This is a genomic window from Promicromonospora alba (assembly GCF_042654905.1).
Classification (GTDB): domain Bacteria; phylum Actinomycetota; class Actinomycetes; order Actinomycetales; family Cellulomonadaceae; genus Promicromonospora; species Promicromonospora alba.
In genome coordinates this window covers 39,933-65,697 of sequence record NZ_JBHSFI010000006.1, presented here as the reverse complement: position 1 = coordinate 65,697, position 25,765 = coordinate 39,933, and the positions used below count along the sequence as shown (strand labels likewise).

Below are 25,765 nucleotides of genomic sequence, written 5' to 3'. Positions count from 1 at the left end.
CAGCTTGGGGGCACTCCCGGCGACGCCTACGTCAGTCGCCCGATCCTCGCGGAAGGGGGAGCACCCAGATCGGTCCTGCGTTCATGGGTCTCACCTCCTTCGACGGTGTCGCGGTCGTGTACAACCTACATGTTCCGGCCGCCGATAGGTTGGGCATCGCAGGGCATGGGACCGGCACACGCACCGAGGGCGAGGGGCAACCAGAGATGATCCGCAAGCTGCAGGCCGTCGCGATCGACTGCCCGGACCCGGTCCGCCTCGCCGAGTTCTACGCCGAGCTGCTGGGCGGGCAGGTCGAGGTCGACGCGGCGGACCCGGACTGGGTGGAGCTGCGCGGGTTCGACGGCACTCCGCTGGCCTTCCAGCGGGTGGAGGGCTACCGGCCGCCGCAGTGGCCCGGGCAGGAGTTGCCGCAGCAGATGCACCTCGACTTCGACGTCGACGACCTCGAGGCGGACGAGCGGCGCGTGCTGGAGCTGGGCGCGACGGTGCTGGAGCGCACCGACCAGCTACGCCCAGGGGCCAACTGGCGGGTCTACGCCGACCCGGCGGGCCACCCGTTCTGCCTCAACCTCCACTGACCGACCCCGCGCCCGCACCACCGGGCCCGCCGAGGGCAGACCGCCTTCTCCTTTGATAATGCGCGCCATCCGGCCCTGCTCGACGGTGCGGACCGCCCATTCCGCAGCGCCTGGCCCGCGCCCGGCAACTGCTAATAATGCGCATCATCAGATTGACCGTCCGCTCCGCGGACGGTGAGACTCCTGAAGTCAGCCGCCGGGTCGGAGCTGGGTTCAAGGAGGAGCCGTGCCACGTCGCCGCATCACCCAGACGGACGTCGCCGCGATGGCCGGCGTCAGCCAGGCCACCGTCTCGTTCGTGCTCAACGGCAGCACGCCGACCGGCGTACGCATCAGCGAGGAGACCCGCCAGCGCGTCCTGGACGCCATCCGCATCACGGGCTACACCGCGAACCCCGCCGCCCAGCGCCTCGCGGGTGGGCTCGCCCAGATCCTCGGCGTCTTCACCTACGAGGCGACCTTCCCCCGGGCCAGCCGCGACTTCTACGGCCCGTTCCTCGTCGGGATCGAGCACGCCGCCGAGCGGCTCGGCGTCGACCTGCTGCTGTTCACCAGCGCACCCGTCACGGACGGGCGCCGCAGGCTCACCCGCGACGGCTGGCAGCGGCTCGGCGTGGCCGACGGCTGCCTGCTGCTCGGGCAGCACGAGCACCGCGGGGAGCTGCAGCACCTCCTCGACACCAACTACCCCTTCGTCTTCATCGGCAAGCGCGGCAGCGACGGCGGCCGGCTGCCCTACGTGGGCGCCGACTACGTCGGAGGAACCGTCCGGCAGGTCGAGCGCCTCGTCGCCCTCGGCCACCGGCGCATCGGCTACGTGGGCATGCGCGGCACCGACCAGCCGACGCTAGACCGGGTCGACGGGTACCGCAGCGCCATGAAGGCGCACGGGCTCACCACCCGGTTCGTCGAGCTCGACGACGTCGCCGCCACCGCCGCCGAGATCGTCGACCAGCGCTTCACCGCCGTCGTCGTCGCCCCCGAGAACCATCCGGAGGAGCTCGCCGACGAGCTCGAACGCCGCGGCAAGCAGGTGCCGGACGACGTGTCGGTGCTGCTGCTCGGACAGCCGCACCATCCCCGCCGCGGCGGCAGGAACTGGTCGGGCTTCTCCGTCCCCCGCGAGGAGATGGGCGCCCGGGCGCTGTACCTGCTCTCCCGCCTGGTCTCCGACGACAGCCCCAAGCGGGACCGCGAGACGGGCCGCACCTCGGCGCTGACCGAGGCCGAGCTCCACCAGATCCTCGTGTGCCCCGACGTGGAGGGCGGCACCGCCGCACCGGCCCGCACCGACGAACCAGCGACCGACGAACCAGGCAACGACGAACCAGCGACCGACGACAGGACGGACCCCGCGTGACCCATCAAGACCTGCAGACCGACGTGCTCGTGGTGGGCGCGGGCCTCGGCGGTATCGCCGCGGCGCTCGCGGCCGCCGACCGTGGCGCTCGCGTCGTCCTCACCGAGGAGCACCGGTGGATCGGAGGGCAGCTGACCTCGCAGGCGGTGCCGCCCGACGAGCACCCCTGGGTCGAGCGGTTCGGCGTGACCGCGCGCTACCGGGCGCTGCGCGACGGGATCCGCGACGTCTACCGCCGTCGCTACCCCCTGACCGCCGCCGCGCGGGCCTGGCCGGAGCTCAACCCGGGCGCCGGGTGGGTCTCGAAGCTGTGCCACGAGCCCCGGGTCGCCGTCGGCGTGCTCGAGGAGATGCTCGCGCCCTACCGCTCCGCCGGCCGGATCACGCTCCTGGAGCGGGTGCGCCCGACGGCCGCAACGACGGACGGCGACCGGGTGACGTCGGTGACGCTCGCCTCCGTCGTCGGCGGTCCGGAGGTGACGGTGAGCGCCGCCTACACGATCGACGCGACCGAGACCGGTGAGCTGCTGCCGCTGACCGGCACGGAGTACGTCACGGGGTTCGAGTCGGCACGCGATACCGGCGAGCCGAGCGCCCCGGACGAGGCCCAGCCGGACAACGTCCAGGCGTTCAGCGTGTGTTTCGTCGTCGAGCACGCGGACGGTGACCACACCATCGACAAGCCGGACCGCTACGACTTCTGGCGTTCGTACGCGCCCGGCGCCTGGGGCGGCGAGCGGCTGCTCTCGTGGACCGCGCCCAACCCGCGCACCCTCGCGCTGGAGCGGCGGTCGTTCACGCCGAACCCCGGCGACGACCCGCTGGCGGTCGACGCGGACCAGTCGAAGAACGCCGGCGACGAGAACCTGTGGCTGTTCCGGCGCATCGCCGCGCGCGACCTCCACGAGCCGGGCTTCTACGCGGGCGACCTGTGCCTGGTGAACTGGCCGAGCATCGACTACTTCCTCGGCCACGTTCTCGACGTGCCCCGCGACGTCGAGGAGGCCCGGATCGCCGACGCCCGGCAGCTCAGCCTGTCGATGCTCTACTGGATGCAGACCGAGGCTCCACGGCCCGACGGCGGCACCGGGTTCCCCGGCCTGCGGCTCCGCCCCGACGTCATGGGCAACCCGGACGGGCTCGCCCAGGCCGCGTACCACCGCGAGTCCCGCCGGATCCAGGCGGTCACGACGGTTACGGAGAACGACGTCTCCTACGCCGTCCGCGGCGCCCGGGGCGCCACCCGGTACGACGACTCGGTCGGCGTGGGCATGTACCGAATCGACCTGCACCCCTCCACGGGCGGCGACACCTACATCGACGTGCCGTCGACGCCGTTCGAGATCCCGCTCGGCGCCCTGCTCCCGCGGCGCACGACGAACCTGCTCGCGGGCAACAAGAACATCGGCACCACACACATCACCAACGGGTGCTACCGCCTGCACCCCGTCGAGTGGAACGTGGGCGAGGCCGCCGGCCACCTGGCCGCGCACTGCCTCGCCACCGGACGCACCCCCCACGCGGTCCAGGCCAAGCCCGACCTGCTCGCCGACTACCAGGCCGAGCTGGTGGCGGCCGGGGTCGAGCTGCGCTGGCCGGACGGCGCCCACCCGTACTGACACCCCAGCGACATCCCGTACTGACACGCCCAGCGACACCTCGTCGCGGATCAGTCCAAAGGAGAACTGATGTCTGCACAGCACACCCCCCGCCGCCCGAACCGAGGGGCCCGGCCGCGCCGTCGGGCCGCCGTCGCCGCGACCGCCATGAGCGCGGCACTCGCCCTCACCGCCTGCGGCGGCGGAACCGACGCGCCGGTAGGGGAGCCCGAGGCTCCGACCGAGCCCGTCGACCTGCGGATGACCGTATGGACCGCCGACGAGGCGCAGCTCGAGCTCTTCCAGAGCATCGCCGACGACTACGTCGCCCAGAACCCGGACCTGGTCTCCGGCGTGACGTTCGAGACCATCCCGTTCGAGGACTACACGACCGCCCTGACCACCCAGCTCGCCGGGGGCAACGCCCCTGACCTGGCCTGGGTCTTCGAGAGCAACGCCCCCGAGTTCGTCTCCAGCGGGGCGCTCGTCGACCTGCGCCCGCTGCTGGATTCCACCGAGGGCTACGCGCTGGACGACATGGTGCCGAGCGCCCTGGAGCTGTGGGAGGACGGCGACGGCCTGTACGCCTACCCCTTCTCCAACAGCCCGTTCGCGATGTTCGTCAACACCGACCAGATCGCCGCGTCGGGGCAGCCCGACCCGGCAGAGCTCGTCGAGTCCGGCGAGTGGACCTTCGACGCCGCGCGGGACATCGCCGCCGCCACGGCCGAGGACTCGGGCAAGCAGGGCCTGGTCGTGCGGGACTTCGAGTACCAGGCGTGGGAGAACCTCGCCACCGTCTGGTCCGGCTGGGGCGCGGCCCCGTGGAGCGCGGACGGCACGCAGTGCACCTTCGCCGAGCCGGAGATGGTCGACGCCATGACCTGGATCCACGACGCCGCCTTCGAGGACGGCGCCATGCCGGGCCCGGGCACCACCGCCGACTTCTTCGCCGGCGACGCCGCGATGACGATCACCCAGATCAGCCGGGCCTCGTCGCTCGACGGCTCGTTCGAGTGGGACGTCGTGCCGCTGCCCGCCGGCCCGGCGGGCCAGCAGAACGTCATCGGCCAGGCTGGGGTCGGCGTCTTCGCCGCCGGCGAGCACCCCGACGTCGCCGCTGACTTCCTCGCCCACTTCACCAATCCCGAGAACGCCGCGAAGCTCAGCGCCTACTTCCCGCCGCCCCGCGCGTCCCTGCTCGACGCGGAGGGACTCGCCGAGGCCAACCCGAACCTGAGCGCCGAGCAGCTGCAGGCGGTGGTCGTGGAGGGCGTCGAGGACGCGGTGACCAAGCCCGCGCACAAGAACTTCGCCAAGCTGTCGGGCACCGTGCGCGCGGAGCTCGACGCGCTGTGGACGGCGGATGCCGACGTCGAGGCGGTCCTCACCGACACCTGCGCGGCCGTCGCGCCGCTGCTGGAGGAGTGACGGTGGCAGCTCTGTCCGCGGGAAGTGTCTCAGCGGCGGTACGCCGGGACTGGCTCGTCGGGTACGCCATGGTGGCGCCAGTGGTCCTCGGGGCGCTCGCGTTCGTCGTCCTCCCGCTGTGCATGGTGGTCTGGTACTCCCTGCACGAGTGGAACGTCCTGGCGAACACGTTCACGTTCGTCGGCACCGAGAACTACGAGCGCATGGCCGCGGACGGCGGGCTCACCGACGCGCTCCTGGCGAGCCTGTGGTTCTCGGTGGGGCTCGTCGTGCTGAACATCGTGCTGGCCCTGCTGCTCGCCGTCCTGCTCAACCAGCGCCTGCCCGGCACCACCACGTTCCGGACGTTCTTCTTCTCGCCGGTCGTCGTGTCGCTGGTCGCGTGGACGATCGTCTGGAGCTTCCTGCTGCAGGCCGACGGCGGCATCAACGGGTTCCTGGCGCTGCTCGGCATCGACGGCCCGAACTGGCTGCGCCACCCGACGACGGCGATGGTGTCCGTGATCGTCGTCCAGGTGTTCAAGAACGTCGGGCTCAACATGATCCTGTTCCTCGCGGCGCTGCAGGGCGTGCCCGAGGAGCTGCAGGAGGCGGCCCGGCTGGACGGCGCCGGCGCGTGGCGCCGGTTCCGGTCGATCACGCTGCCGCTGATCAGCCCGACGATCCTGCTCGTCTCGATCATCACCATCGTCGGCTCGCTGGAGGTCTTCGCGCAGATCGACGTGCTGACGGGCGGCGGTCCCGGCAACTCGACCACGGTGCTCGTCTACTACCTGTACCAGCAGGCCTTCCAGTTCAACGAGTTCGGGTACGCCAGCGCCATCGCGGTGCTCCTGTTCGTCATCGTCCTCGTACTGACGCTCCTGCAGTGGCAGTCGCGCAAGAGGTGGGTCTTCCATGAAGTCTGAAGTGCTGCCCGCCCGACTCCGCCGGCGCTGGACCCGGTGGCTGCTCGTGGTGCTGCTGACCGTGCTGAGCGTGCCGTTCGTCTTCCCCACCTGGTGGATGGCGACGTCCAGTCTCAAGCCGATGAGCGAGATCCTGCGCCGCGTGCCGACGATCTGGCCGCAGGACCCGTCGCTGGACGCCTACGGCAAGGTGTTCACGCTGCAGCCGTTCGCGCAGCAGTACTGGAACTCCCTGTACATCGCGGCGCTGGTCACCATCGGCACGATGCTCGTGGCCGCGATGGCCGGCTACGCGTTCGCGCGCATCCGGTTCCCGGGGGCGAACGCCCTGTTCGTGCTGGTGCTCGTCGGTCTGCTCGTACCGTCCGAGGTGACGATCGTCCCGCTGTTCCGGATCGTCAACACCCTCGGGCTGATCAACACGCACTGGCCGCTGATCGTCATCCCGGTCCTCGGGGCACCGGCGGTCCTCGCCGTGTTCATCATGCGGCAGTTCTTCCTGGCGCTCCCGACCGAGCTCGAGGAGGCGGGCCGGATCGACGGGCTCGGGCGGTGGGGGATCTTCTGGCGCATCGCCCTGCCGCTGGCGCGGTCGGCCCTCGGCGCCGTCGCGATCTTCACGTTCCTCAAGTCCTGGAACCTCTACCTGGAGCCCATCGTCTACCTGTCCAGCAAGGAGAGCTTCACGCTGCCGCAGGCCCTGACGCAGTACGTCGACGCGTACGGCGGCCCCATGTGGAACGTCCAGCTCGCCGCGACGACGCTCACCGTGCTGCCCGTCCTCGCCGTGTTCCTCGTGGCGCAGAAGCAGTTCGTCCAGGGGCTGGCGCACAGCGGGCTCAAGGGCTGAGCACCCGGCCCGGGTGGCCGACGCGTGGTTCCGGAGCGATCTTTGAAGGAGGGAGCGCCGGATGCGCCCCCTGGCGCCCACCCGTGGCGGGGGTGAAATTTCGATGTGGTGCTAGCGTGAAGCGCTCTGTATTCGCCGCGTCATATGTAAAGGAGTTCTGGCGCCCCGGTGTGACGGCCCGGTAGACCGGGCGGGAGGGGAGCCGCTGTGATGAGTACTTCAGAATCCACAAAGTCCCTGCTGGGTCAGGTCCAACGCGCCGCTCGCCGGGTCGAGCGCGCGGGGCGCGGTCCCGCCGAGCAGCGTGTCGGCATCGACAAGGTCGTCTTCGGCGTCGCGGGCCTGATCGCCGTCGCCTTCATCGTCTGGGGCTTCGCGAGCCCCGACAGCCTCGGCACGGTGGCGGACGCCGCCCTCGCCGGGGTGCTGCAGAACTTCGGCTGGCTGTTCGTGATCGCCGCCACCGTCTTCACCATCTTCGTGCTCGTCGTCGCGGGGGGCCGGTTCGGCAAGATCACCCTGGGCCAGGACGGCGAGAAGCCGCAGTACAAGACCTCCTCCTGGATCGCGATGATGTTCGCGACCGGGATGGGCATCGGCCTCATGTTCTACGGCGTGGGCGAGCCCCTGTACTTCTACATGGCTCCGCCGCCCGGCACCGTCGAGGGCTCCACCCCGGAGGCCGCGGCCACCGCGATGGGCACCACGCTGTTCCACTGGACCCTGTACCCGTGGGCCATGTACGCGATCGTCGGCCTCGGCATGGCCTACGGCACCTACCGCCTGGGCCGCGCCCAGCTGTTCAGCTCGATGTTCACGTCGCTGTTCGGCCGCAAGGCGGTCAACGGGGTCGGCGGCCGGGTCATCAACATCCTCGCGATCCTCGCGACGCTGTTCGGCTCCGCCTGCTCGCTGGGCCTCGGCGCCCTGCAGATCGGCGGCGGCCTGCAGCACTCCGGCTTCCTCGGGACGGTCGGCACCGCGACGCTCGTGGTCGTCATCGCGATCCTGACAGCGCTGTTCGTCCTCTCGGCCGTCTCCGGCATCGAGCGCGGCATCCAGTGGCTGTCCAACGCCAACATGTGGCTCGCGCTGGTGCTCGCGATCATCGTCTTCATCGGTGGCCCCACGCTCTTCATCCTGAACGTGCTGCCCGCGTCGCTCGGCGCGTTCGTCGGCAACCTGCCCGAGATGGCCTCGCGTACCGCGGCCTCCGGCGACCAGTCCCTGTCCGACTGGATGGGCACCTGGACGATCTTCTACTGGGCCTGGTGGGTGTCCTGGACGCCGTTCGTCGGCCCGTTCATCGCGCGCATCTCGCGCGGCCGCACGGTGCGCCAGTTCGTCGTCGGCGTGCTGCTCGTGCCGTCCATCGTCTCGACCCTGTGGTTCGCGGTCTTCGGCGGCGGCGCCATCGGCCTGCAGGAGCGGGCCGAGCAGGCACAGGACGCCGGCTCGGCGCTCGCCGCCATCGGCGAGGCCGGGGCCGACATCAACTTCGACCTCATCCTGTTCCAGACGCTCGGCGCCCTGCCGGTGCCCGGCTGGGTGGGGCTGGCCCTGATGGGGCTGGCGGTGGTGCTCGTCGCCATCTTCTTCGTCACCGGTGCCGACTCCGCGTCGATCATCATGGGCGGCCTCTCCGAGAACGGCGCCGAGCACCCCAGCCGCAGGTCGGTGGTGTTCTGGGGCGTGAGCACCGGTGCGGTGGCCGCCGCGATGCTGCTGGCAGGCGGTGACGACCCGGCGAGCGCCCTGAACGGGCTGAAGAACATCACCATCGTCTCGGCGCTGCCGTTCGTCGTGGTGATGCTCGTGCTCTGCGTCGCCCTGTGGAAGGACCTCTCGCGCGACCCGCTGGTCCTCAAGCGGGAGCTGGCGGTCCAGGTGCTGGCCGAGACCGTGGACACCGGCGTCGAGAAGCACGACGGCGAGCCGTTCGAGCTCGCTACCTCCGCGTCCCCCGCCGAGGCGGACCCGGACGACACCCCGATCACCCCGGAGAACGGAGTGCCGGCTGTGACCGAGGGCGGCGTGGTCGCGAAGGACTGACCCGCACCACCCGTTGTCAGACACCCAGGTCACTCCGGTGACCTGGGTGTCTGACACTTAATCCGTTGCCCCGGACGGCCCCGGCACACGACTGTGGGCCCATGACCGACACCTCCCGCTTGCTCCAGGCGTACGACGAGCAGCTCCGTACCGACGCCGAGACGCCCAGCGCCATCTCGGTGACCCGCCTGGGACCGCTGCGCCTCGTGACCTTCCTGGGCGGACGTGGTTTCGTCACCTACCGCGATCTCGGCGGGGCCGACGAGCCCGAGGTGCGCAAGCTCGTCGCCGACGCCATCGCCCACTTCCGCGCCGACGGCGGCATCACGAAGGTCGAGTGGAAGACCCGCGGCCACGACCACGCCCCGGGCCTGCACGACGCGCTGCTCGAGCACGGGTTCGTCCCGGAGGACCCGGAGTCGATCATGATCGGCGAGGCGGCAGCGCTCGCGGCGGACGTCCCGCTGCCCGACGGCGTCACCCTGCGCCAGGTCACCGAGGAGCCCGACGTCCGCGCGATGTGCGCCATGCAGGACGAGGTGTTCGGCGCCCCCGTGTCCGACGAGACAGCGAACGCGATCCTGCGCAGGCAGGCGCTGGGCGACGGCATGGAGCTGTGGGTCGCGGAGGCCGACGGGCAGATCGTCACCGCCGGCCGGCTGGAGCCGGTGGCGGACACCGAGGTCGCGGGAATCTGGGGCGGCAGCACCCGGCCCGAGTGGCGGGGGCGCGGCATCTACCGCGCGCTGACGGCGGCCCGTGCTCGCTCTGCCCTCGCGCTGGGCAAGACCTTGATCCACAGCGACTCGACCGAGTACTCGCGCCCGATCCTCGAGCGCTACGGCTTCGTCAAGGTCTCCACGACGACGCCTTACGCCTGGGAGCGCTGACCCTTACCTGATCGTGGTTCGCCTGTTGCCGTTCCATAAGGCTAGAGGACGTATTTCGCCCTTTTAGTGGAGGAACGTCCATGGTGCGGTTACGTTGAGCGCGCCCGCCGAATCCACGGTGGGCGCGAAGCGTCCGGACCGGGAGGCGTTGAGTGGTGGGTAGCGGTTCAGATGAAGACGACAGCGTGGGCATTGCTGTGCGCAGGACCTCCGGCTGGGAGCTCGAACCCTTTGCGGACGGGTCGGCAGCGTTCGTGTTCGCGACCGAGCCGCCGGGGATCAGCGTGCTCGACCGGCTGACCTGGTACGTCCTCGAACTGTGCGACGGTTCTCCGATCACGCAGATCGAGGACCGTGTCGCAGGGGTGGCGCAGGGACTCAGGGACGCTCGGACCGTGGCTCGTGCACGGCTGCGGACCCTTGAGGAGCGTGGCCTGGTCACGATCGGTGAGGGGGCCGCATGAGTTCCGTGTCAGCCGATCTGTCCCTGCAGACCAGAGCGCGTCGGCTGGCCGATGAGCTCGAGACCGTGGCCACGACCGGGATGTTCGGCGACGGTGCCGCGATCGCGGCGACGGCGGCGGTCTACTACGCGGGCAGCGCTCGGATGCTCGCCTCGGTGCTCGGCATCGACGGTGACCAGATCGCCCCACACCCGGTTCCGCACGTCGAGAGCCTTCGACGCTCGATGATCGATCGTGCACTCAGCTCTGTCTTCGCGGGTGACAAGGCGGCTGCTGCCGAGGAGATCGCCGCCTACACGCCTCTTCATCAGCTGGCCGGATCGCCGGACGCGCAGGCGGATGCCGCGGCCTGGACCGCGGAGGGCGAGCCGACGTTCATGTCGGCCTGGGTCGCGGACCCCTTGGCGGACCGGATCATCACCACGTTCAACGACGGTATGGCCCAGCACAAGGACGGCTCGGCGGTCGTGCCGGTCGACCCGACGCCGGAGGAACGCGAGACCTTCGACGTGGGACTCGGCCTGATGCGTAGAGCGGTTCCCCGGCTGACGGCAGACGTCCTTGCCGCGGTCCCCGCCCTTGCCCTGTTCGACGGGCCTCTCGTCAGCGGCTACAGCGCCGCGACGCCGCTGTTCGTGTTCGTCAACCGGAAGACGTTCGACGATCCGGTCGAAGGCGCGGAGATGATGCAGCACGAGTGCCTCCACCAGAAGCTGAACGACATCGGTATCGCTCGTTCTCTCTTCCGAGCCGACTACGACGACGACCTCAGCGCGAAGATCACGGTCCCGTGGGGGCGACCCGGCACACCGCTCCCACGGCATTTCAGCGCTGACCGCACGTTTGCCGCCTTCCACGTGTACAGCCACCAGGCCCTCCTGCATCTCGGCATGCTGGCGTGTGCCAAGGACGGCGAGGAGGCCGAGGCCGCTGTCGAGCTGCTGTCGGTCTCCTGGGCTCGCGCGGCGCACTTCGACCTTCCCAGCCAGGCGGAAGACATCCAGGCGGAGCTGGGAGCTGACGGCAGACGACTGATCCAGTGGCTCTCCGCGCTCGTCGCGCGGCTAGGTGAATTCGAGATCTACCCCGGGGAGCAGCTCAGTTCTCGCAGGGGTGCCGTCTACGACAGGCATATGCCCGAGACGGTCTGAGAAGTCTGCGACATCTGTCGCGGGCCAGCGAACGACACCTGTTTACAAGGGGAGGACTGTCATGAGTTCCATTGCGCAGCTCGAGAGCCAGCTGGCGGAGATCTTTGCCGGCGACAACTTCGAGGTCGACGGGGCCGGTAGCCCGGTCGACATCGACATCACCGACGGAGTCCGGGAGATCCGTACGGACCTCGCCGCGACGGCGATGACCCGCCCGTCGGGCAAGGGCTGAGTGGCGGTGCCGCGGCCTACGGGCCGCGGCACCATCCGCTGGTAGCCCGTACGCACGACGAAGTGGATGCGATGACTCAGGAACGTGTGCTGTCCGTGGAGCCGATGGTGGCGCCCCCGTCCGAGCGTCTGGTCGCCGACCTGGCCAGCGTGCCCAGCCCGAGCATCGTCTATGACCTGCTGAACCTCGCACGTTCGATCAAGATCATCCAGGAAGACGTGAGCGGGATCGGGGGCGCGCAGCTCAACCTGGCGCTCAAGGCCTGTCACACACCGGGCCTGCTGCGGGAGCTGGCAGCCCGGGGGCTCGGAGCCGACGTCGCCTCGACGGGTGAGCTCGAGCTGGCGGTCGAGGCGGGGTTCTCGGAGATCACCGCGACGGGGCCGGCGTTCACGGTCGACGACGTCCCTCTGCTGGAAGCGCACGGCGTGACCCTTGACGCCAACTCGCTCGACCAGCTCCGAGCTCTGTGGCAGAGCTGGCCGGATCATGACTTCGGGGTCCGGGTCCGGGTTCCGCTCCCGCCGTCGATCGAGGACGGCGCCACCACCTTCGGAGCAGGCAGCCGGTTCGGAGTGCTCCCGACGGATCCCGAGTTCCACGCACTCGTGACACGAGCGCGCGGACGCCTGACGCGGTTGCACACGCACACGGGCCAGATGACTCCCGAGCACCTCGTGTACAAGGCCAGGTACCTGCTCGCGCTGGCCAGCCACCTCCCGGACGTGACGTGCATCGACATGGGCGGCGGGTTCTACAGCTTGTACGCGAGCCGTTCTCGTGCCGTGGCCGCGATGTCGCAGCTCGACGAGCTCCTCGTCCAGTGGCGCGCGGAGACCGGCCGACCGATGAGGCTCCAGTTCGAACCGGGCGGAGGGATCCTGGGGGCGCACGGTTACCTCGTCGTCGAGGCACTGGCCGTCGAGCACTCTCATCCCGAGTTCGAGGCGGACATCGTGACGGTCGATGCCTCAGCGTGGAACTACGCGCCCTGGCACATCCCGAACGTGCTTCATGTCGACCCGCACCGGCGGGAAGGTGCGCCCCGCCCGACGCTCATCGCGGGAAACACCCTGTACGAGAACGACTTCTTCGGGACGAGCCTGCTGGTACAGCGGCGAACCTTCGACCTGCCGGAGTGCCGGGTCGGGGACCGGCTGCTCATGTCGGCCTCCGGCGCGTACACCATGACGAACGCGCGTCGCTTCAACAGGCTCCCCGTCCCCTCGGAGTTCCTGCACACGGGGGAAGGGCTGAGGAAGCTCACGTGACTCTTCCGCTCGAACGGTCGGCCGCCCTGGAGACCGAGCACGACCTGTTGGTCTCGTTCGCCGAGCAGGCTGAGCAGCAGGGATGGAAAGACCGCGAGGACTGGTCCGAGCTGCGCCGCGAGCTCGGACGAATTCCTCGATCGCTGTCCCCGCGTGAGATCGAGAATCGTCTGGACGGCCAGGCGGACAAGATCCGGCGTGCGCTGCTCCGGCGCGGACACTGGTTCGACGTCGAGCACATGCGGTCACCGGACTCCCAGAGCGACCGTCTGATGCCGAACGGAGAACCGCTCCATCACGCCTACGAGCGCAGCGTTCCGGCCGAGGCGCTCGAGAGGCGTCTGGCTGCGCGCGTCGGTCTGGCGGACACAGGCTGGACGAGCACTACCGTCGCGACCAGGTCGGCCATGGCGGCGTTGCACCTGGTCCTCACGTCTCTTGGTCACATGCTGCAGCCGACGCCTGACCGTCCCCTCCGGATCGGGTTCGCCGGGTCGTACTTCGAGACCACTACCTTGCTGGAGTACCTCAGCTCGCCGGTGCTGCAGGTGACGTGGCTCGGGGATGATCAGTCGAGCTGGTCAGACGCCGGAGCGGGTGCGGCAGGGGTCCCGGAGGTGCTGGTCCTCGAGCCGGTCCGGTACGACTGGGGCCTGCGACCGATCGACGTCCAGGCGTTGCTGCGTACCTGGTCCGAGCGGAGGCGACGCCCCCGCATCGTCGTCATCGACACGACGCTGAGCTCGGCCGCCTGGCCGACGGCAAAGGTGCTCGCCGCTCTCGGCCGCGGGCCGGGGGCTCCGATGGTCATCGAGGTGCGTTCCGGGCTGAAGCTCGACCAGCAGGGACTCGAGGTGGCGAACCTCGGGGTCATCGACGTCTTCGCGCACGACCAGGGTGCCCCGGGTACGCCGTCGCCCGAGCAGCTGGGGACAACGCTCCGGTTGATGCGGGGCACCTTGGGGGCAGGGCTGTCGGTCTCCTCGCTGGCCGCGCTGGACGCGCCGTTCTTGCTCACCGAGGCCTGGACGAGGATCCATGCGGGGCAGGTCATGGCGAACAACGCCCGGGTCGCTGAGATACTCGCGTCGACAAAGGGGCTGTTCAGGGAGGTCGTGCACCCGAGTCTCGGAGTCAGCGGCACGGTACGTCACGCCCCGTTCGTCATCGGGCGGATCGAAGGCGGCGACGCGGTCGCTGATCACGGGCTGGTACTGGCGGTGATCCGAGAGGCGATACGTGAGCGGGGCCTTGTGGCGGTGCACGGCTCCAGCTTCGGATTCCGGCACACCAGGTTCGAGACGATCCTCCCCCGAGCGGACAGCGGAACGGGACTGTTCAAGGTTGCCGCGGGCTCGCGTGCCGGCCCATCACTCGAAGGCCTGATCGAAGTCCTGCAAGACATCGGAGGAATGGACTCAATGAAATCGCTGCGCCGCCGTTACGGTGCGCTGACCCCTGTGCCTCTGCGATGAACCGATCGGCATCGCGAGACGGCCTGCGTCGCCTGCTCGCCGTGGTCCTGGGGCCGCGGCGTGGCCGGGTGACGGTGCTCTTCCTCGTTGCGATGGTGGGCGCCGTCGCGGACGCACTCGTGCCGTTCTGGATCGGCCGGATTCTCGGCGGCCTGGGGGCTGGGAGCGACGGGCTGCCCACGCCCGATCTCGTCCTTGCGTCTGCGACGCTGGCTGCCTCGATCGCGCTGAACGTGACCCAGTACGTCGCCGCGGCCAGGCTCCGGATCGACATCGTCCTGGACCTCCGTCTGCGCCTCGCCGACCATGTCGCCGAGAACGCTCGGAGCGTCGCCGCGGCGATCAGCCCGGGTGACATGGCGACCGCTGTCGGTTCGGATATCGGCCGAGTCGCAGAGGTGGCGACGCGCCGGATCAGGGTGATCGCCTCCTTGGTCTCCTTCGTGGTCGTCGCGATCTACCTGTTCGCCGCATCTCCCGTGCTTGCCGCGGTCGTCATAGCGGCAGTCCCGGTGCTGATGTTCGTGACGGGACGGATATCGGCGCCCCTGGAGTCGCGAGAGGACGAACACCGAGAGCTGTCGGGCGTGCTGAGCTCGATGTGCGCCGACCTCGGCCTGGGCCTGCGGGTCCTGCGTGGGGTCGGCGGGGGACAGGCCTTTGTCAGTCGCTTCGCGCAGCGGTCGGCGGCGGCCGAGCAAGCAGGAGTGCGGGTGGCCAGCATCCAGGCGATGTTGCTCTCGCTCGGCATCCTGCTTCCGGGTGTGCTCATGGCGCTCCTCGTCTGGCTCGGCGGGTCCATGACGCTGAGCGGGGACCTGGATCCGCCGGCGCTCGTGATGTTCTACGCGGCTTCCCTGTACCTGGTCGCGCCGATCGAGGCCTTCGTCGCTTACGTCGGCTCCCGTGCGAGCGGCGCGGCCGCCGCAACACGGCTCCAGGAGATCCTGGGCACGGGCACGGGCACGGGCACGGGCACGGACAACGGCTCCGTGAACGAGGTGAGCACCGGCGAACCGGAGCCTGACGACGCGGACCTCGTGATCGGCGGGGACCTCGTGGACCTCGGAACCGGGACCGTCGTGCGGGAGGGCAAGCTCTCCCGTGTTCGCCCTGGTTCGGCGACGGCAGCCCGCCTCGGAGGTCTCGAGGCGCTCGACGAGGTCGAGATCGGCGGGCACCGCCTGGACCGGTTGTCCCACGGTGCCCTTCGGAAGACGCTCAGACTTCAGCCGAGCCGAGCGACACTCCTGCCGGGAACGATCCGGGACGTCGTCGACCCCCACGGGACCGCGACGGATGCGGAGATCTGGGAGGCGCTGCGCGTCGCAGGCGCCGAGGACGTCGTCGACCGGCTTCCGAACGGCCTCGACCATGAGGTCCAGGCGGACGGAAGGTCCCTCTCAGGTGGGCAGCGACAACGGATCGCCCTGGCGCGGAGCCTGGTCGCGGCCCCGGACTACCTGGTCCTCGAGGACCCGTTGACAGCCCTGGACGCGATGACGGAGAGCGAGGTCGCTCGCCGCTTGAGGGCCAACCGGCAAGGAAGGACGACTGCGGTCGTGACAAGGAGTCAGGCTGTCGGCGCGGTTGCGGACGTCTGGGACGAGCCGGACAAGAGCGGAGCCAGTACATGACGGAGCTACCGGTTGCGACTCGACCCGAGGTGGCTTCCCACGTGCGACGCCTGTTGGCGACGCACAGGTGGCGGCTCGGGCTCATCTGCCTCGTACAGATACTCGCGACGAGCCTCGGGCTGTTGCCTGCCTACCTGCTCGGGCGGGTGGTCGACGGCCTGGTCGACGGCTCGTTGACACAGCTCGGTCTGCAGGTGGCCCTGATCCTGGCGGCCCTGGTCGGCAACGCGACCGTCGGGTACCTCGCGGCCAGGGCGGCCTTCGTGCTGGGGGAGCGGATCTTTGCCGGGCTGAGAGAGGACTATGTCCGCGCGCTGCTGGACCAGCCGCACCAGGACATCGAGGGCGTAGCCTCCGGAGAGATCCTGAGTCGCTCGACCTCCGACATGGACGCTGTGCACGATGTAGTGCGGATCGGCCTGCCCGAGACCGTTGTGGGCATCCTGTCGACGACACTCACGATCGTCGCGGCCTTCCTCATCAACCCGGTCCTGGCGCTCGCGTCGCTGGTGGGCTTGCCGTGGATCTTCCTGGCCACACGACGTTACGTGCGGCAGGCGCCGGCCGCCGCGGCCCGCGAGCTCTCGGCTGTCGCCCACACGACCACCGAGATCTCCGAGACCGTCCGTGCCGCCGACATCGTGACGACACTCAACCTGCGCGACCGTCGCCGTCGGGTCATGACGGCGAGCGCACGGGCCGCTCGTGAGGCGCAGCTCGAGCCGGTGCGCCTGGACTCGTGGTGGTTTCCCGCCGTGCAGGTGGGCTATCACCTGCCGCTCCTGGCGGTGCTGGTCCTTGGCTCGATCCTGGTCGCGAACGGCGGCGCCTCGATCGGAGAGGTGGCCGCGCTCGCGCTCTACATGCAGCTGATCCTTACCCCGCTCGATGACCTCATCTACTGGTTCGGTGAGGTGCAGTCGGCTCAGGTCGCCCTCGCGCGCATCCTCGGGGTTCGCCCCCGTCCCTCGCGGCGCCTGACGCGTGAGCAGGCCGCGGACGGATCCGTCGAGGTCGCGGGGGTCGCCTTCGCGTACCCGGGCAAGGGGCGAGTCCTTGACGACGTGAGCTTCCGGGTCCCAGCGGGACAGCACATTGCGATCGTCGGTGCTTCCGGCGCGGGAAAGACCACGCTCGCCATGCTCATGGCCGGCCTGCTCGACCCGGAGGAGGGCGTCGTCAGGATCGGGGGGATCCCGACCGAGGCCCACGGCGAAGGACTTCCCCGGTCGATCGCGATGGTCTCGCAGGAGGACCACGTGTTCGACTGCACCCTGCGCGAGAACCTGGCCCTCGCCGCACCCGCTGCGAACGACGCTGAGATCCTCGAGGCCCTCGAGGGCGTGGGCGCGGCGGGATGGGTCGGTGAGCTCGACGAGGGGCTGGCGACCGAGCTCGGGGCTGACGGGCACGCGCTGACACCCGAGCAGACGCGTCAGGTGGCCCTGGCTCGTGTTCTGCTCCTCGCCCCGCGTGTGCTGGTTCTGGACGAGGTGACCGCTGCCTTGTCCGCGGAAGCAGGGGAGGCCCTCCGGGGTGCCCTGGCGTCCGGACGCGGATCAAGGACGGTCGTCCAGATCGCGCACGACCTTGCCACGGCGCAGCACGCCGACCGAGTTCTGGTGATGGCCGAGGGGGCGGTGGTCCAGGACGGCAGCCACGCCGAGCTTCTGCGGGGATCAGGACCGTATGTGTCGCTCTGGGCTGCCCGTGCGGAAGATCGGGCGTTGACGACAGAGCTGCAGGGACCGTGACGGCAGCGAGCACGCGGTTGGTCGTCAATCCGCTCCTGTCACGGATCTTCGGCACCGCCGATGATGTGGTGGTCCTGGAATGGCCGGCCACCGGCCGGAGAGCGACGTTGTCGCGCTCGGCATACCGGCTGGTCCAGCAGTTCGCGGTACCGGCGGCGGCATCCGAGGTGCTGGCCGACCTCGGCCGGTCGGCAGGGGCGGCCGGGGGCGGCCTGGAGGAGGCGTTGGCAAGCCTGGTGGAGCAGGAGATCCTCGTGGACGTACTCGCGGGAAGCGGAGTCACCAGGCAGCGCGGGCTGTTCGGGGCACCCGTCGTCACGCTCTCGGAGGCGTCCAGGACGAACGCGGATGTCGTCGTCGTAGGTGTCCCTCTCGATGCCAAGGTGACCTATCGGCCAGGCGCGCGCTTCGGCCCCGGAGCCCTGCGCCGAGTCAGTCCCGCACTGCTTGCTACCGATGCCGATGGATGGTCCGCGGGAGCTCTCGATCCGCGGACGGGAAGCCGGCTGCTCGAGGGGATGCGGGTCGTCGACCTGGGGGACCTTGCCACGAGCACGGCTTCGGACGGCGGTCGGAGCATGCTCAACATGTTGGAGAGCACGGTCGGCGTGGTCGCGACGTCGGGAGCTCTGCCTGTGGTCCTTGGCGGAGACCATTCGCTGACGCTGCGTGTCGTCGACGCGTTGTGCGGCTCCGGCGGTCCGGTCGGCGTGCTGCACATCGACGCGCACCATGACTACGCGGAGCCGCGCCAGGACTCCCGGGAGCACGTGCACCACGGGAACTTTCTTGGCTGGGTGGTCGCGAACCCGCACGTCGCGTGCGTCGCTCAGCTAGGTCAGCGCCAGCTGACCGCGCACGCGCCTCAGGCAGACCCCAAGCTCCTCCGGTGGCCCGGCGAGTCAGCACTGTCCTGCGACGTCGACGAGATCGTGGCGGCGCTGCCGCCCAGGCTCCGCTGGCACGTCACGATCGATGTCGACGTCCTGGACCCTGCCGTGATGCCGTCCACAGGGACGCTCCTGCCAGGAGGGTGGACGCATCGCGAGGCGGCAAGGCTGCTGGCGGATCTCGTGAGCAGGCTGGACGTCGTAGGCGTCGACGTCGTGGAACTCCTCCCGGACGGAGGGGACGGGCCCGTCGTGTCCGCGTGCGACCTGCTCCTCCGGACCGTCCACGCAGCGCTCCAGAGAAGGACGCGAGATGCCTGATGTGCTGGTGGCGACCCCCGCCGATGTCGCCGAGCTGAGGACCCTCCACGCCGACGGGGCGTTTCACGCCGACTACGTCGCCGACGGGACGCGTTTCTTCGCCGACCTCGAGCGCGCCGCGGCACGGGGCGAGGTCGTTCTGGCGCGGCAGGACGGCCGGCTTGCCGGCGCCTGCCGGCTCTTCGTCCAGCCGGAGCCAGGGCGGCCGACTCTTGTCACCACCCTCGGCGGGGTGTTCGACGGATACGAACGGCGCGGACTGGGCGGCCTGCTCGTCGACGCGATGCTCGACCAGGTCGGAGCCGTCACGGCCGCGGGGCTCGTCGAGGTCTGGGTCGACTCCACGAGTCCGCACCTCGACCGGCTTCTCGAGGTACGAGGTTTTGAGGCCGAGCGCTTCGACGAGCTGACGTGCGGAGTGTCTGCTCGCCGGACCGAGGACACGGTGCGTCCTCTGCCGCGCGCGCTCCGGGCACGTGCGATAGCCGCGGACGAGATCGATGACCTCGGGAAGCTCTACGCGGCCACGTATACCGGGCTGGCCGGCACGCCGGACGGTATGACGGTCGCCGATCGCTGGCGCCGTACCGGCCACCTACGCACCGACCTGTCGCGCCTGGTGACCGACGACGCAGGAAAGGTGTCAGGGTTCGCGATCGTCCTGGTCTGGCCGGACGAGCCGGAAGACCTGTGGCTGGAGTCCGTCTGTGTCGCCGATCCCGAGCCGGAGGTGGGCCGGTACCTTGTCGACACCCTGCGGAGTACCGCTCGTGCCAACGGGTTCGTGTCGTTGAGCGTAGGTACTCGCGGAGGCCCCATGGCGGTGTCCTATCGTGAGCTGGGCTTCGTGCAGAAGTACTCGTGGGCGAGGCACAGCCTGATCGTGGCGAGCCTCTGACGGGCGCTGTTCAGGGCGCGGTGTGCGGCGGCCGCCGTCGGCCCATGATGTTGGCCGGCTCGGTGACGCCTGCGTACCGGAACCCGGGTACCAGGTCGACGAATCCGAGCCGGCCGTAGAGCACCTTGGCGCGGTCGGCGGGGTCGGCGGTCGTGGACAGCAGGGTGTGCCGGTGGGGGATCCGGTCGAACAGCCCGCGCAGCAGCGCCGTCCCGAGCCCTCGGCCCTGGTGCTCCGGCAGGATCTCGAGCTCGTTGAGCTCGAACGCGTCCTCCGTCCAGGCCGCATGGCCCGCCCGCACCAGCGCCGGGCCCACCTGCTGCGGCCACCAGTGCTCGGGCTGGTAGTCGAACCCGTACACGAACCCCACGAGGTCGGCGCCCTCGAACGCCCCGAGGGTCAGCGCTCCGTCGTACAGCGGGAGGTAGGCGAGCCGGGTGTCCCGGAAGTGGTCGCGGCGTTCGTCGGGGTAGCCGAACGCCCGCTGGAAGATGCCGGCGATCTCGTCCGAGCGCCGCAGCACCTCCGAGGTCTCCAGGGTGCGGATCGTCATGTCGGCACGCTAACGCCGGCGAGCGGGTCTCGTCGCGGGAAGGCCGTCGCGGGGGAGCACGGTGGCCAGGTAGGCCGCGACCTCGCCGTCCTGATTCACCCGCTCGTGCCGGAACCTGGCCGACACGGCATGCGTTTGACAGCCCGAGTTGGACAAGCGTCCTAGACTCGGGCGTGCAGGGATTCTTACGAGGCGGAGTGTGTGTCGTGGTTCAAGGCAAGGTCATCAGGTTCGATGAGGTTCGCGGCTACGGGTTCGTGGCGCCGGACACGGGCGGCGACGACGTGTTCATCCACGTCAACGATCTCGAGTTCGACAAGCGCCACCTCGCGGTCGGCGCAGTGGTGGACTTCGCGGTGGAGGACGGCGACCGGGGCCTGAAGGCCTCGACCGTCACCCTGGTCGCGCCCGCCCCGGCGCTGGCGACATCCACCGTCTCCGCGATAACCCAGGTCGCGCCCGCCCCGGCATTCCTCCCGCCGCTGCCCGACGCCGCCTCCCGGGCCGACGGCGAGGCGCCGTCCGAGCGGGAGCTCGCCGTCGAGGTCACCGAAGTTCTCCTCGCGGGGGTGCCGACCCTCACTGCCGAGCAGGTCCTCGCCACCCGGGGTGCCTTCGTCGCTGTGGCGCGCTCGCACGGCTGGGTCTGATTCCGCTTCGGGGTGTTAACGCCCTGTTTCCTGCTCTGATGCGCGGAGACGGTACCGCTACGGGGCGATATCAGGTCGGTAACGATCAAGTCCGGCAAACGGTGAAGTAGGGCAAACCCTCCCATCGCGTGAGTAGCGTGAGCGGAAACCATGACGGTGACGGACGTCTCACCCCCGGCGCGCGCTGCGGCGCGCCGCCAGGAAGTCCGATACCGGCATCCCCTTGAGGAGGAACATTGAAGATCAGGCGACTGAGCGCCGCTGTGGCGGTGACCGCCACGAGCGCGTTGCTGTTCTCTGCGTGCACCAGCCCGGCGGGCGGCGACAATCCGGCGGACGGCGAGTCCACTGCGGCCCCGGCTGCCGACGTGACGTGCAAGCCCGACCTCGGCGACATCGAGACCGCCGACGGCGAGATCAAGATGTCGATCGAGGACGAGTTCCTCAGCTACAACGGGCTGACCCCTGAGACCTACTCCGTGTACAACAGCGCGGTCGACGGCCAGCTGTTCAGCAACTTCTGGTACTTCGGCACCGACGGCACGATCTGCACCGACGAGGCCTACGGCACCTACGAGGCCATCTCCGAGGACCCGCTGCAGGTCCAGTACACCCTCAACGACGAGGCTGCATGGTCGGACGGCACGCCGGTCACCTATGCGGACTACGCGCTCGACTGGGCGGCCCGGGCGATCACCGAAGACGGCAAGGTGACGAAGGACGCGACGGAGAAGGCCCTCTTCAACCACATCGACGGCCTGACGTTCGGTGACTACGTGCCCGAGGGCCCGCAGGCGGACTCCGCTGACGCCAAGACCTTCACGTACGACTACGAGCGCGTGTACGCCGACTGGAAGATCCAGGCCTACCCGCCGCTCCCGGCGCACGTCGTCGCCGAGCAGATCGGCGTCTCCACCGAGGAGCTCGTCACCGCCATCGAGGAGCTCGACCTGCCGGTCCTGAAGAAGGCCGCCGAGTTCTGGAACAAGGGCTGGTCCACGCAGCCGGGCGAGGTCCCGGACCCGGCGCTCGCCCCCGTCACCGGCCCGTACGACTTCAAGGCCAACGGCTGGGAGAGCGGGCAGTACATCACCCTCGAGGCGAACTCCGAGTACTGGGCCACGCCGGCCGCCACGAAGGAGCTCACGTTCCGCTTCATCGGCGCTGACGCGCAGATCCAGGCGCTGGCCAACGGCGACCTCGACGTGATCCAGCCGAGCGGCCCGACGGTCGACACGACGACGCAGCTCGAGCAGCTCGGTGACACCATCAACGTCGACACCAACCAGACCCTGACCTGGGAGCACCTCGACTTCAACTTCAAGTCCGGCATCTTCGCCGACAGCCTTGAGGCGCGTGAGGCGTTCGCGCTCTGCGTGCCGCGCCAGAAGATCGTGGACGACCTGATCAAGCCGATCGCCCCCGACGCCGTGGTCATGAACGCCCGCGAGGTCTTCCCGTTCCAGGACAGCTACGACGAGCTGGTCTCGGAGACCTACGGCGGCCAGTACGACGAGGTCGACCTCGACGCCGCCAAGGAGAAGTTCGAGGCCGCCGGCCTCAAGCAGGGCGAGAAGGTCCGCATCGGCTACGCCGCACCGAACCCGCGCCGTGCCGCTGAGGTCGAGGCCATCAAGTCCTCGTGCGACCAGGTCGGCTTCGAGATCGTCGACTCCGCCGCGCCGGACTTCTTCGACAAGTCCCTGCCGAACGGTGACTACGAGGTAGCGCTGTTCGCCTGGGCCGGTTCGGGCCAGATCGCCTCGGGCGAGAACATCTACTCGACGCCCGGCACGCAGAACTACGGCGGGTACTCCGACCCGATCGTCGACGAGGCGTGGAAGACGCTCGCATCGTCCGTCGACGAAGAGGTGCACGCGGCGCAGCTGCCGATCATCGAGAAGCAGCTCTGGGACACGCTCTTCGGTATCCCGCTGTTCGCGCACCCCGGTGTGATCGCCAGCAACGCCAACCTGGAGAACGTGCACAACTCGGCCGCCCAGACCGGCGTGCTGTGGAACGCAGACCAGTGGGCACGCGCCGCCTCCTGACGCGAGCCTGACATACCTGCGGGGAAGGGAACGCCTGTTCCCTTCCCCGCAGGGCTGTCCGCTGCCGGTAAGGAGTACCGCCGGATAATTTCCGGGCCTGACCTGGTGCGATGACGGCACTTTTCAACCGGTGTCCTATAGTGACACGCTGATCGCTTTCCCCAGCAGACGCCGTGCTGCGTCCGCCTCGAAGGGCCAACCCGTGCTCAAGTTCATCCTCCGGCGCATCAGCGTCTCGGCGCTCGTCCTGCTCGGCGCCTCATTGCTCATGTTCATGCTCACCATCAACTCTGGTGACCCCCTCAAGGACCTGCGTGAGTCCAACGACCCGAACCGCGACGCGCTCATGGCCGAGCGCACCGAACGCATGCGGCTCGACGATTCAAGCTGGGAGAGGTACTGGGACTGGCTCAAGGGTGTCAGCGGCTGCTTCACCGGCAACTGTGACCTCGGCGTCAACGTCAACGGCGTCGACGTGCTGGGCCTTACCCAGCAGGCGGCGTCCTCGACGCTGCGGCTCGTCACCCTGGCCACGCTGCTCGCCATAGTCGTCGGCATCGCGCTCGGGATCCTCACGGCGATCCGTCAGTACTCCGGCCTCGACTACACGGTGACGTTCAGCGCGTTCCTCTTCTTCTCGCTGCCGGTGTTCTGGGCCGCGACCCTGCTGAAGGAGTACGCGGCGATCCAGTACAACAACTGGATGGCAGTGGGGCAGTACGCGCCATGGACCATAGTGATCGCCGCGATCGTGGCGGCGTTCCTGATCCAGGCAGTGCTCGGCGGGACCAGGAAGCGCCGGCTGATCACGGCCGCGACGGTGTTCGCGTTCGTCACGGTGCTGCTCTTCGTCTTCAACGCGCTCGACTGGTGGCGCAACCCGATGTTCGGTGTCGGCGGTGTGCTGCTCGTCTCGGCCGCCGCGGGCGTGCTCGTCACGGCGCTGGTCGCCGGGCTCCGCAACCGGCGGGCGCTCTATGCGGCGCTCACCACCGCCGTCGTCGGCGTGATCGCCTACCTCGCGCTCGCCCCGCTGCTGCGGGCCCCGTCCTGGCCGCTGCTCATCGGCCTGTTCGTGGTCACCCTGGTGGTCTCGGTGGCGATCGGCGCCGCCTGGGGCGGTTACGCCCGCAAGCAGGCGATGCTGGTCACCGGCATCACGGGCACCATCACCAGCATCATGGTCGTGGCGGACATCCTCATCTCGCACTGGGCCAGCTTCCTGAGCCTCAAGTCGCGTCCGATCTCGACCATCGGGTCGCAGACGCCGAACTTCACCGGCGAGTTCTGGGAGCGGACGCTCGACGTCGGCACGCAGATCCTCCTGCCGACGATCCTGCTCACCCTGGTCTCCGTGGCCACGCACTCCCGGTACACGCGGTCCTCGATGCTCGAGACGCTGAACCAGGACTACGTGCGTACCGCCCGGTCGAAGGGTCTGTCCGAGCGCGAGGTCATCGTCAAGCACGCGTTCCGCAACGCGCTGATCCCGATCACGACGATCATCGCCTTCGACTTCGCGGGCCTCATCGGCGGCGCGATCATCACCGAGCAGGTGTTCGGCTGGAAGGGCATGGGCGCCCTGTTCCAGGACGGCCTGGCAGCCGTGGACCCAGCACCGGTCATGGCGTTCTTCCTCGTCACGGGCATCGCCGCCGTGCTGATGAACCTGGTGGCAGACATCGCGTACGCGGCCCTCGACCCTCGGATCCGGCGCTGAGCGCGGGTCTAGGCAGGAGACACAGACATGAGTGACATCAGGAACAGCAATCCCGGCGGCGAGGACTACGAGCCTCAGGTGTCGGTCACCGGAACCGACGCGGTGGGCCTCTCGTCCGGCGGCTCCGCCGACCCCCTGCCTGGCGAGGACAAGTCGTACAGCCAGGGCCAGCTCGTGGCGCGCCGCTTCTTCCGGCACAAGGCCGCGCTCACCTCGATGATCGTGCTCGGCATCGTCATCGTCGTGTCGTTCACCTCCATCGGCGTCGGGCCCATCCCGGGCTGGTGGCCCAAGGACTACACGCTCCAGTACGACAAGATCGGCGACGGCGCGCCCACCTGGACGTACCCGTTCGGTCAGGACACGGGCGGCAAGGACTACTTCGCCCTGGTCATGCGCGGCACGCAGTTCTCGCTGATCATCGCGTTCGCCGTCGGCATCATCTCCACGGTCGTCGGCACGCTGATCGGGGCCCTGGCCGGCTTCTACCGCGGCTGGCTCGAGTCGGTCCTCATGCGGATGACCGACGTCTTCATCGTCATCCCGCTGCTCGCGGTCGCCGCGGTGCTCGGCCAGATGGCGGGCGGGTCGGGCATCCTGGGCCTCGCGCTCGTGCTCGGCCTGGTCACGTGGACCGGTCTGGCCCGTCTGGTGCGCGGTGAGGTGCTCTCCCTGCGGGAGCGTGACTTCGTGTTCGCCGCGCGGGCCGTGGGCACGAGCCCGTGGCGCATCATCAGCCGGCACGTGCTGCCCAACGCCGTCGGCGTCATCATCGTGTCGGCGACGCTCTCGATCTCCAGCGCGATCCTGCTGGAGACGTCGCTGAGCTACCTCGGGTTCGGCGTGCAGGCGCCGGACACGTCGCTCGGCACCCTGATCAACGACTACCAGTCCGCCTTCGCGACCCGGCCGTGGCTGTTCTGGTGGCCCGGCCTGATGATCCTGACCATCGCCCTGTGCGTGAACTTCATCGGCGACGGCCTGCGTGACGCGTTCGACCCCCGCCAGAACCGGACCAAGGACTGAGC

The 25,765-nt window shown here is 69.4% G+C and carries 22 protein-coding genes; 21 read left to right on the top strand and 1 reads right to left on the bottom strand.

Annotation, left to right across the window (positions count from 1 at the left end; all coding sequences use genetic code 11):
* Positions 1-206: 206 nt before the first annotated feature.
* The 17 genes from ACFO6V_RS19875 to ACFO6V_RS19795 all read left to right on the top strand — a co-directional run bounded on the left by ACFO6V_RS19875 (position 207) and on the right by ACFO6V_RS19795 (position 19,763).
* Entirely contained in the window at positions 207-581 is a 375-nt protein-coding gene (locus ACFO6V_RS19875; protein WP_377138348.1) for a VOC family protein, read from the top strand.
* Between the two features lie 226 nt (positions 582-807).
* Complete coding sequence (locus ACFO6V_RS19870; protein WP_377138345.1) at positions 808-1,941, top strand: LacI family DNA-binding transcriptional regulator; 1,134 nt, start codon at positions 808-810, stop codon at positions 1,939-1,941.
* The gene (locus ACFO6V_RS19865; RefSeq protein ID WP_377138342.1) at positions 1,938-3,560 is read left to right on the top strand and encodes an FAD-dependent oxidoreductase; all 1,623 of its coding nucleotides are present in this window, start codon (positions 1,938-1,940) and stop codon (positions 3,558-3,560) included. The genes ACFO6V_RS19870 and ACFO6V_RS19865 overlap by 4 nt, the downstream gene beginning before the upstream one ends.
* A gap of 69 nt (positions 3,561-3,629) precedes the next feature.
* Entirely contained in the window at positions 3,630-4,970 is a 1,341-nt protein-coding gene (locus ACFO6V_RS19860) for an ABC transporter substrate-binding protein (RefSeq protein WP_377138340.1), read from the top strand.
* 2 nt (positions 4,971-4,972) lie between these two features.
* Positions 4,973-5,878, top strand: a complete 906-nt coding sequence (locus ACFO6V_RS19855; RefSeq protein WP_377138337.1) for a carbohydrate ABC transporter permease — start codon at positions 4,973-4,975, stop codon at positions 5,876-5,878.
* Positions 5,868-6,728 carry a carbohydrate ABC transporter permease gene (locus ACFO6V_RS19850; protein WP_377138334.1) on the top strand — a complete coding sequence of 287 codons (861 nt, stop codon included), beginning with the start codon at positions 5,868-5,870 and terminating at the stop codon, positions 6,726-6,728. Before ACFO6V_RS19855 ends, ACFO6V_RS19850 begins: the two co-directional genes overlap by 11 nt.
* 210 nt (positions 6,729-6,938) lie before the next feature.
* Positions 6,939-8,780, top strand: a complete 1,842-nt coding sequence (locus tag ACFO6V_RS19845) for a BCCT family transporter (RefSeq protein ID WP_377138332.1) — start codon at positions 6,939-6,941, stop codon at positions 8,778-8,780.
* A 101-nt stretch (positions 8,781-8,881) separates the two neighbouring features.
* Positions 8,882-9,670 carry a GNAT family N-acetyltransferase gene (locus ACFO6V_RS19840; RefSeq protein ID WP_377138330.1) on the top strand — a complete coding sequence of 263 codons (789 nt, stop codon included), beginning with the start codon at positions 8,882-8,884 and terminating at the stop codon, positions 9,668-9,670.
* 197 nt (positions 9,671-9,867) lie between these two features.
* Positions 9,868-10,134 carry a hypothetical protein gene (locus ACFO6V_RS19835; protein ID WP_377138328.1) on the top strand — a complete coding sequence of 89 codons (267 nt, stop codon included), beginning with the start codon at positions 9,868-9,870 and terminating at the stop codon, positions 10,132-10,134.
* Positions 10,131-11,285 (top strand): aKG-HExxH-type peptide beta-hydroxylase, encoded by a 1,155-nt coding sequence (locus tag ACFO6V_RS19830; protein ID WP_377138326.1) that lies wholly within the window; start codon positions 10,131-10,133, stop codon positions 11,283-11,285. Before ACFO6V_RS19835 ends, ACFO6V_RS19830 begins: the two co-directional genes overlap by 4 nt.
* 61 nt (positions 11,286-11,346) lie before the next feature.
* Complete coding sequence (locus ACFO6V_RS19825; RefSeq protein WP_377138324.1) at positions 11,347-11,517, top strand: hypothetical protein; 171 nt, start codon at positions 11,347-11,349, stop codon at positions 11,515-11,517.
* Between the two features lie 71 nt (positions 11,518-11,588).
* The gene (locus tag ACFO6V_RS19820) at positions 11,589-12,788 is read left to right on the top strand and encodes a diaminopimelate decarboxylase family protein (RefSeq protein ID WP_377138321.1); all 1,200 of its coding nucleotides are present in this window, start codon (positions 11,589-11,591) and stop codon (positions 12,786-12,788) included.
* Positions 12,785-14,263: a hypothetical protein gene (locus ACFO6V_RS19815; RefSeq protein WP_377138318.1), complete on the top strand. Its 1,479-nt coding sequence runs from the start codon at positions 12,785-12,787 to the stop codon at positions 14,261-14,263. Before ACFO6V_RS19820 ends, ACFO6V_RS19815 begins: the two co-directional genes overlap by 4 nt.
* On the top strand, positions 14,260-15,900 hold the full coding sequence (locus ACFO6V_RS19810; RefSeq protein WP_377138315.1) for an ABC transporter transmembrane domain-containing protein: 1,641 nt from the start codon (positions 14,260-14,262) through the stop codon (positions 15,898-15,900). The genes ACFO6V_RS19815 and ACFO6V_RS19810 overlap by 4 nt, the downstream gene beginning before the upstream one ends.
* A gap of 41 nt (positions 15,901-15,941) precedes the next feature.
* Positions 15,942-17,654: an ABC transporter ATP-binding protein gene (locus ACFO6V_RS19805; protein WP_377138313.1), complete on the top strand. Its 1,713-nt coding sequence runs from the start codon at positions 15,942-15,944 to the stop codon at positions 17,652-17,654.
* The gene (locus ACFO6V_RS19800; RefSeq protein WP_377138310.1) at positions 17,651-18,865 is read left to right on the top strand and encodes an arginase family protein; all 1,215 of its coding nucleotides are present in this window, start codon (positions 17,651-17,653) and stop codon (positions 18,863-18,865) included. Before ACFO6V_RS19805 ends, ACFO6V_RS19800 begins: the two co-directional genes overlap by 4 nt.
* A complete protein-coding gene (locus tag ACFO6V_RS19795; protein WP_377138308.1) occupies positions 18,858-19,763 on the top strand; it encodes a GNAT family N-acetyltransferase in 906 nt (301 codons plus the stop codon). The genes ACFO6V_RS19800 and ACFO6V_RS19795 overlap by 8 nt, the downstream gene beginning before the upstream one ends.
* Before the next feature lie 10 nt (positions 19,764-19,773).
* Here the strand turns inward: ACFO6V_RS19795 and ACFO6V_RS19790 are convergent, their stop codons facing one another.
* A complete protein-coding gene (locus tag ACFO6V_RS19790) occupies positions 19,774-20,316 on the bottom strand; it encodes a GNAT family N-acetyltransferase (RefSeq protein ID WP_377138305.1) in 543 nt (180 codons plus the stop codon).
* A 206-nt stretch (positions 20,317-20,522) separates the two neighbouring features.
* Here ACFO6V_RS19790 and ACFO6V_RS19785 point away from each other — a divergent pair, with 206 nt between their 5' ends.
* The 4 genes from ACFO6V_RS19785 to ACFO6V_RS19770 all read left to right on the top strand — a co-directional run bounded on the left by ACFO6V_RS19785 (position 20,523) and on the right by ACFO6V_RS19770 (position 25,763).
* Positions 20,523-20,966 (top strand): cold-shock protein, encoded by a 444-nt coding sequence (locus tag ACFO6V_RS19785; protein ID WP_377138303.1) that lies wholly within the window; start codon positions 20,523-20,525, stop codon positions 20,964-20,966.
* A gap of 236 nt (positions 20,967-21,202) precedes the next feature.
* Complete coding sequence (locus ACFO6V_RS19780) at positions 21,203-23,017, top strand: ABC transporter substrate-binding protein (protein WP_377138300.1); 1,815 nt, start codon at positions 21,203-21,205, stop codon at positions 23,015-23,017.
* 202 nt (positions 23,018-23,219) lie between these two features.
* Positions 23,220-24,737 (top strand): ABC transporter permease, encoded by a 1,518-nt coding sequence (locus ACFO6V_RS19775; RefSeq protein WP_377138298.1) that lies wholly within the window; start codon positions 23,220-23,222, stop codon positions 24,735-24,737.
* Between the two features lie 27 nt (positions 24,738-24,764).
* On the top strand, positions 24,765-25,763 hold the full coding sequence (locus tag ACFO6V_RS19770; RefSeq protein ID WP_377138296.1) for an ABC transporter permease: 999 nt from the start codon (positions 24,765-24,767) through the stop codon (positions 25,761-25,763).
* Positions 25,764-25,765 lie beyond the last annotated feature (2 nt).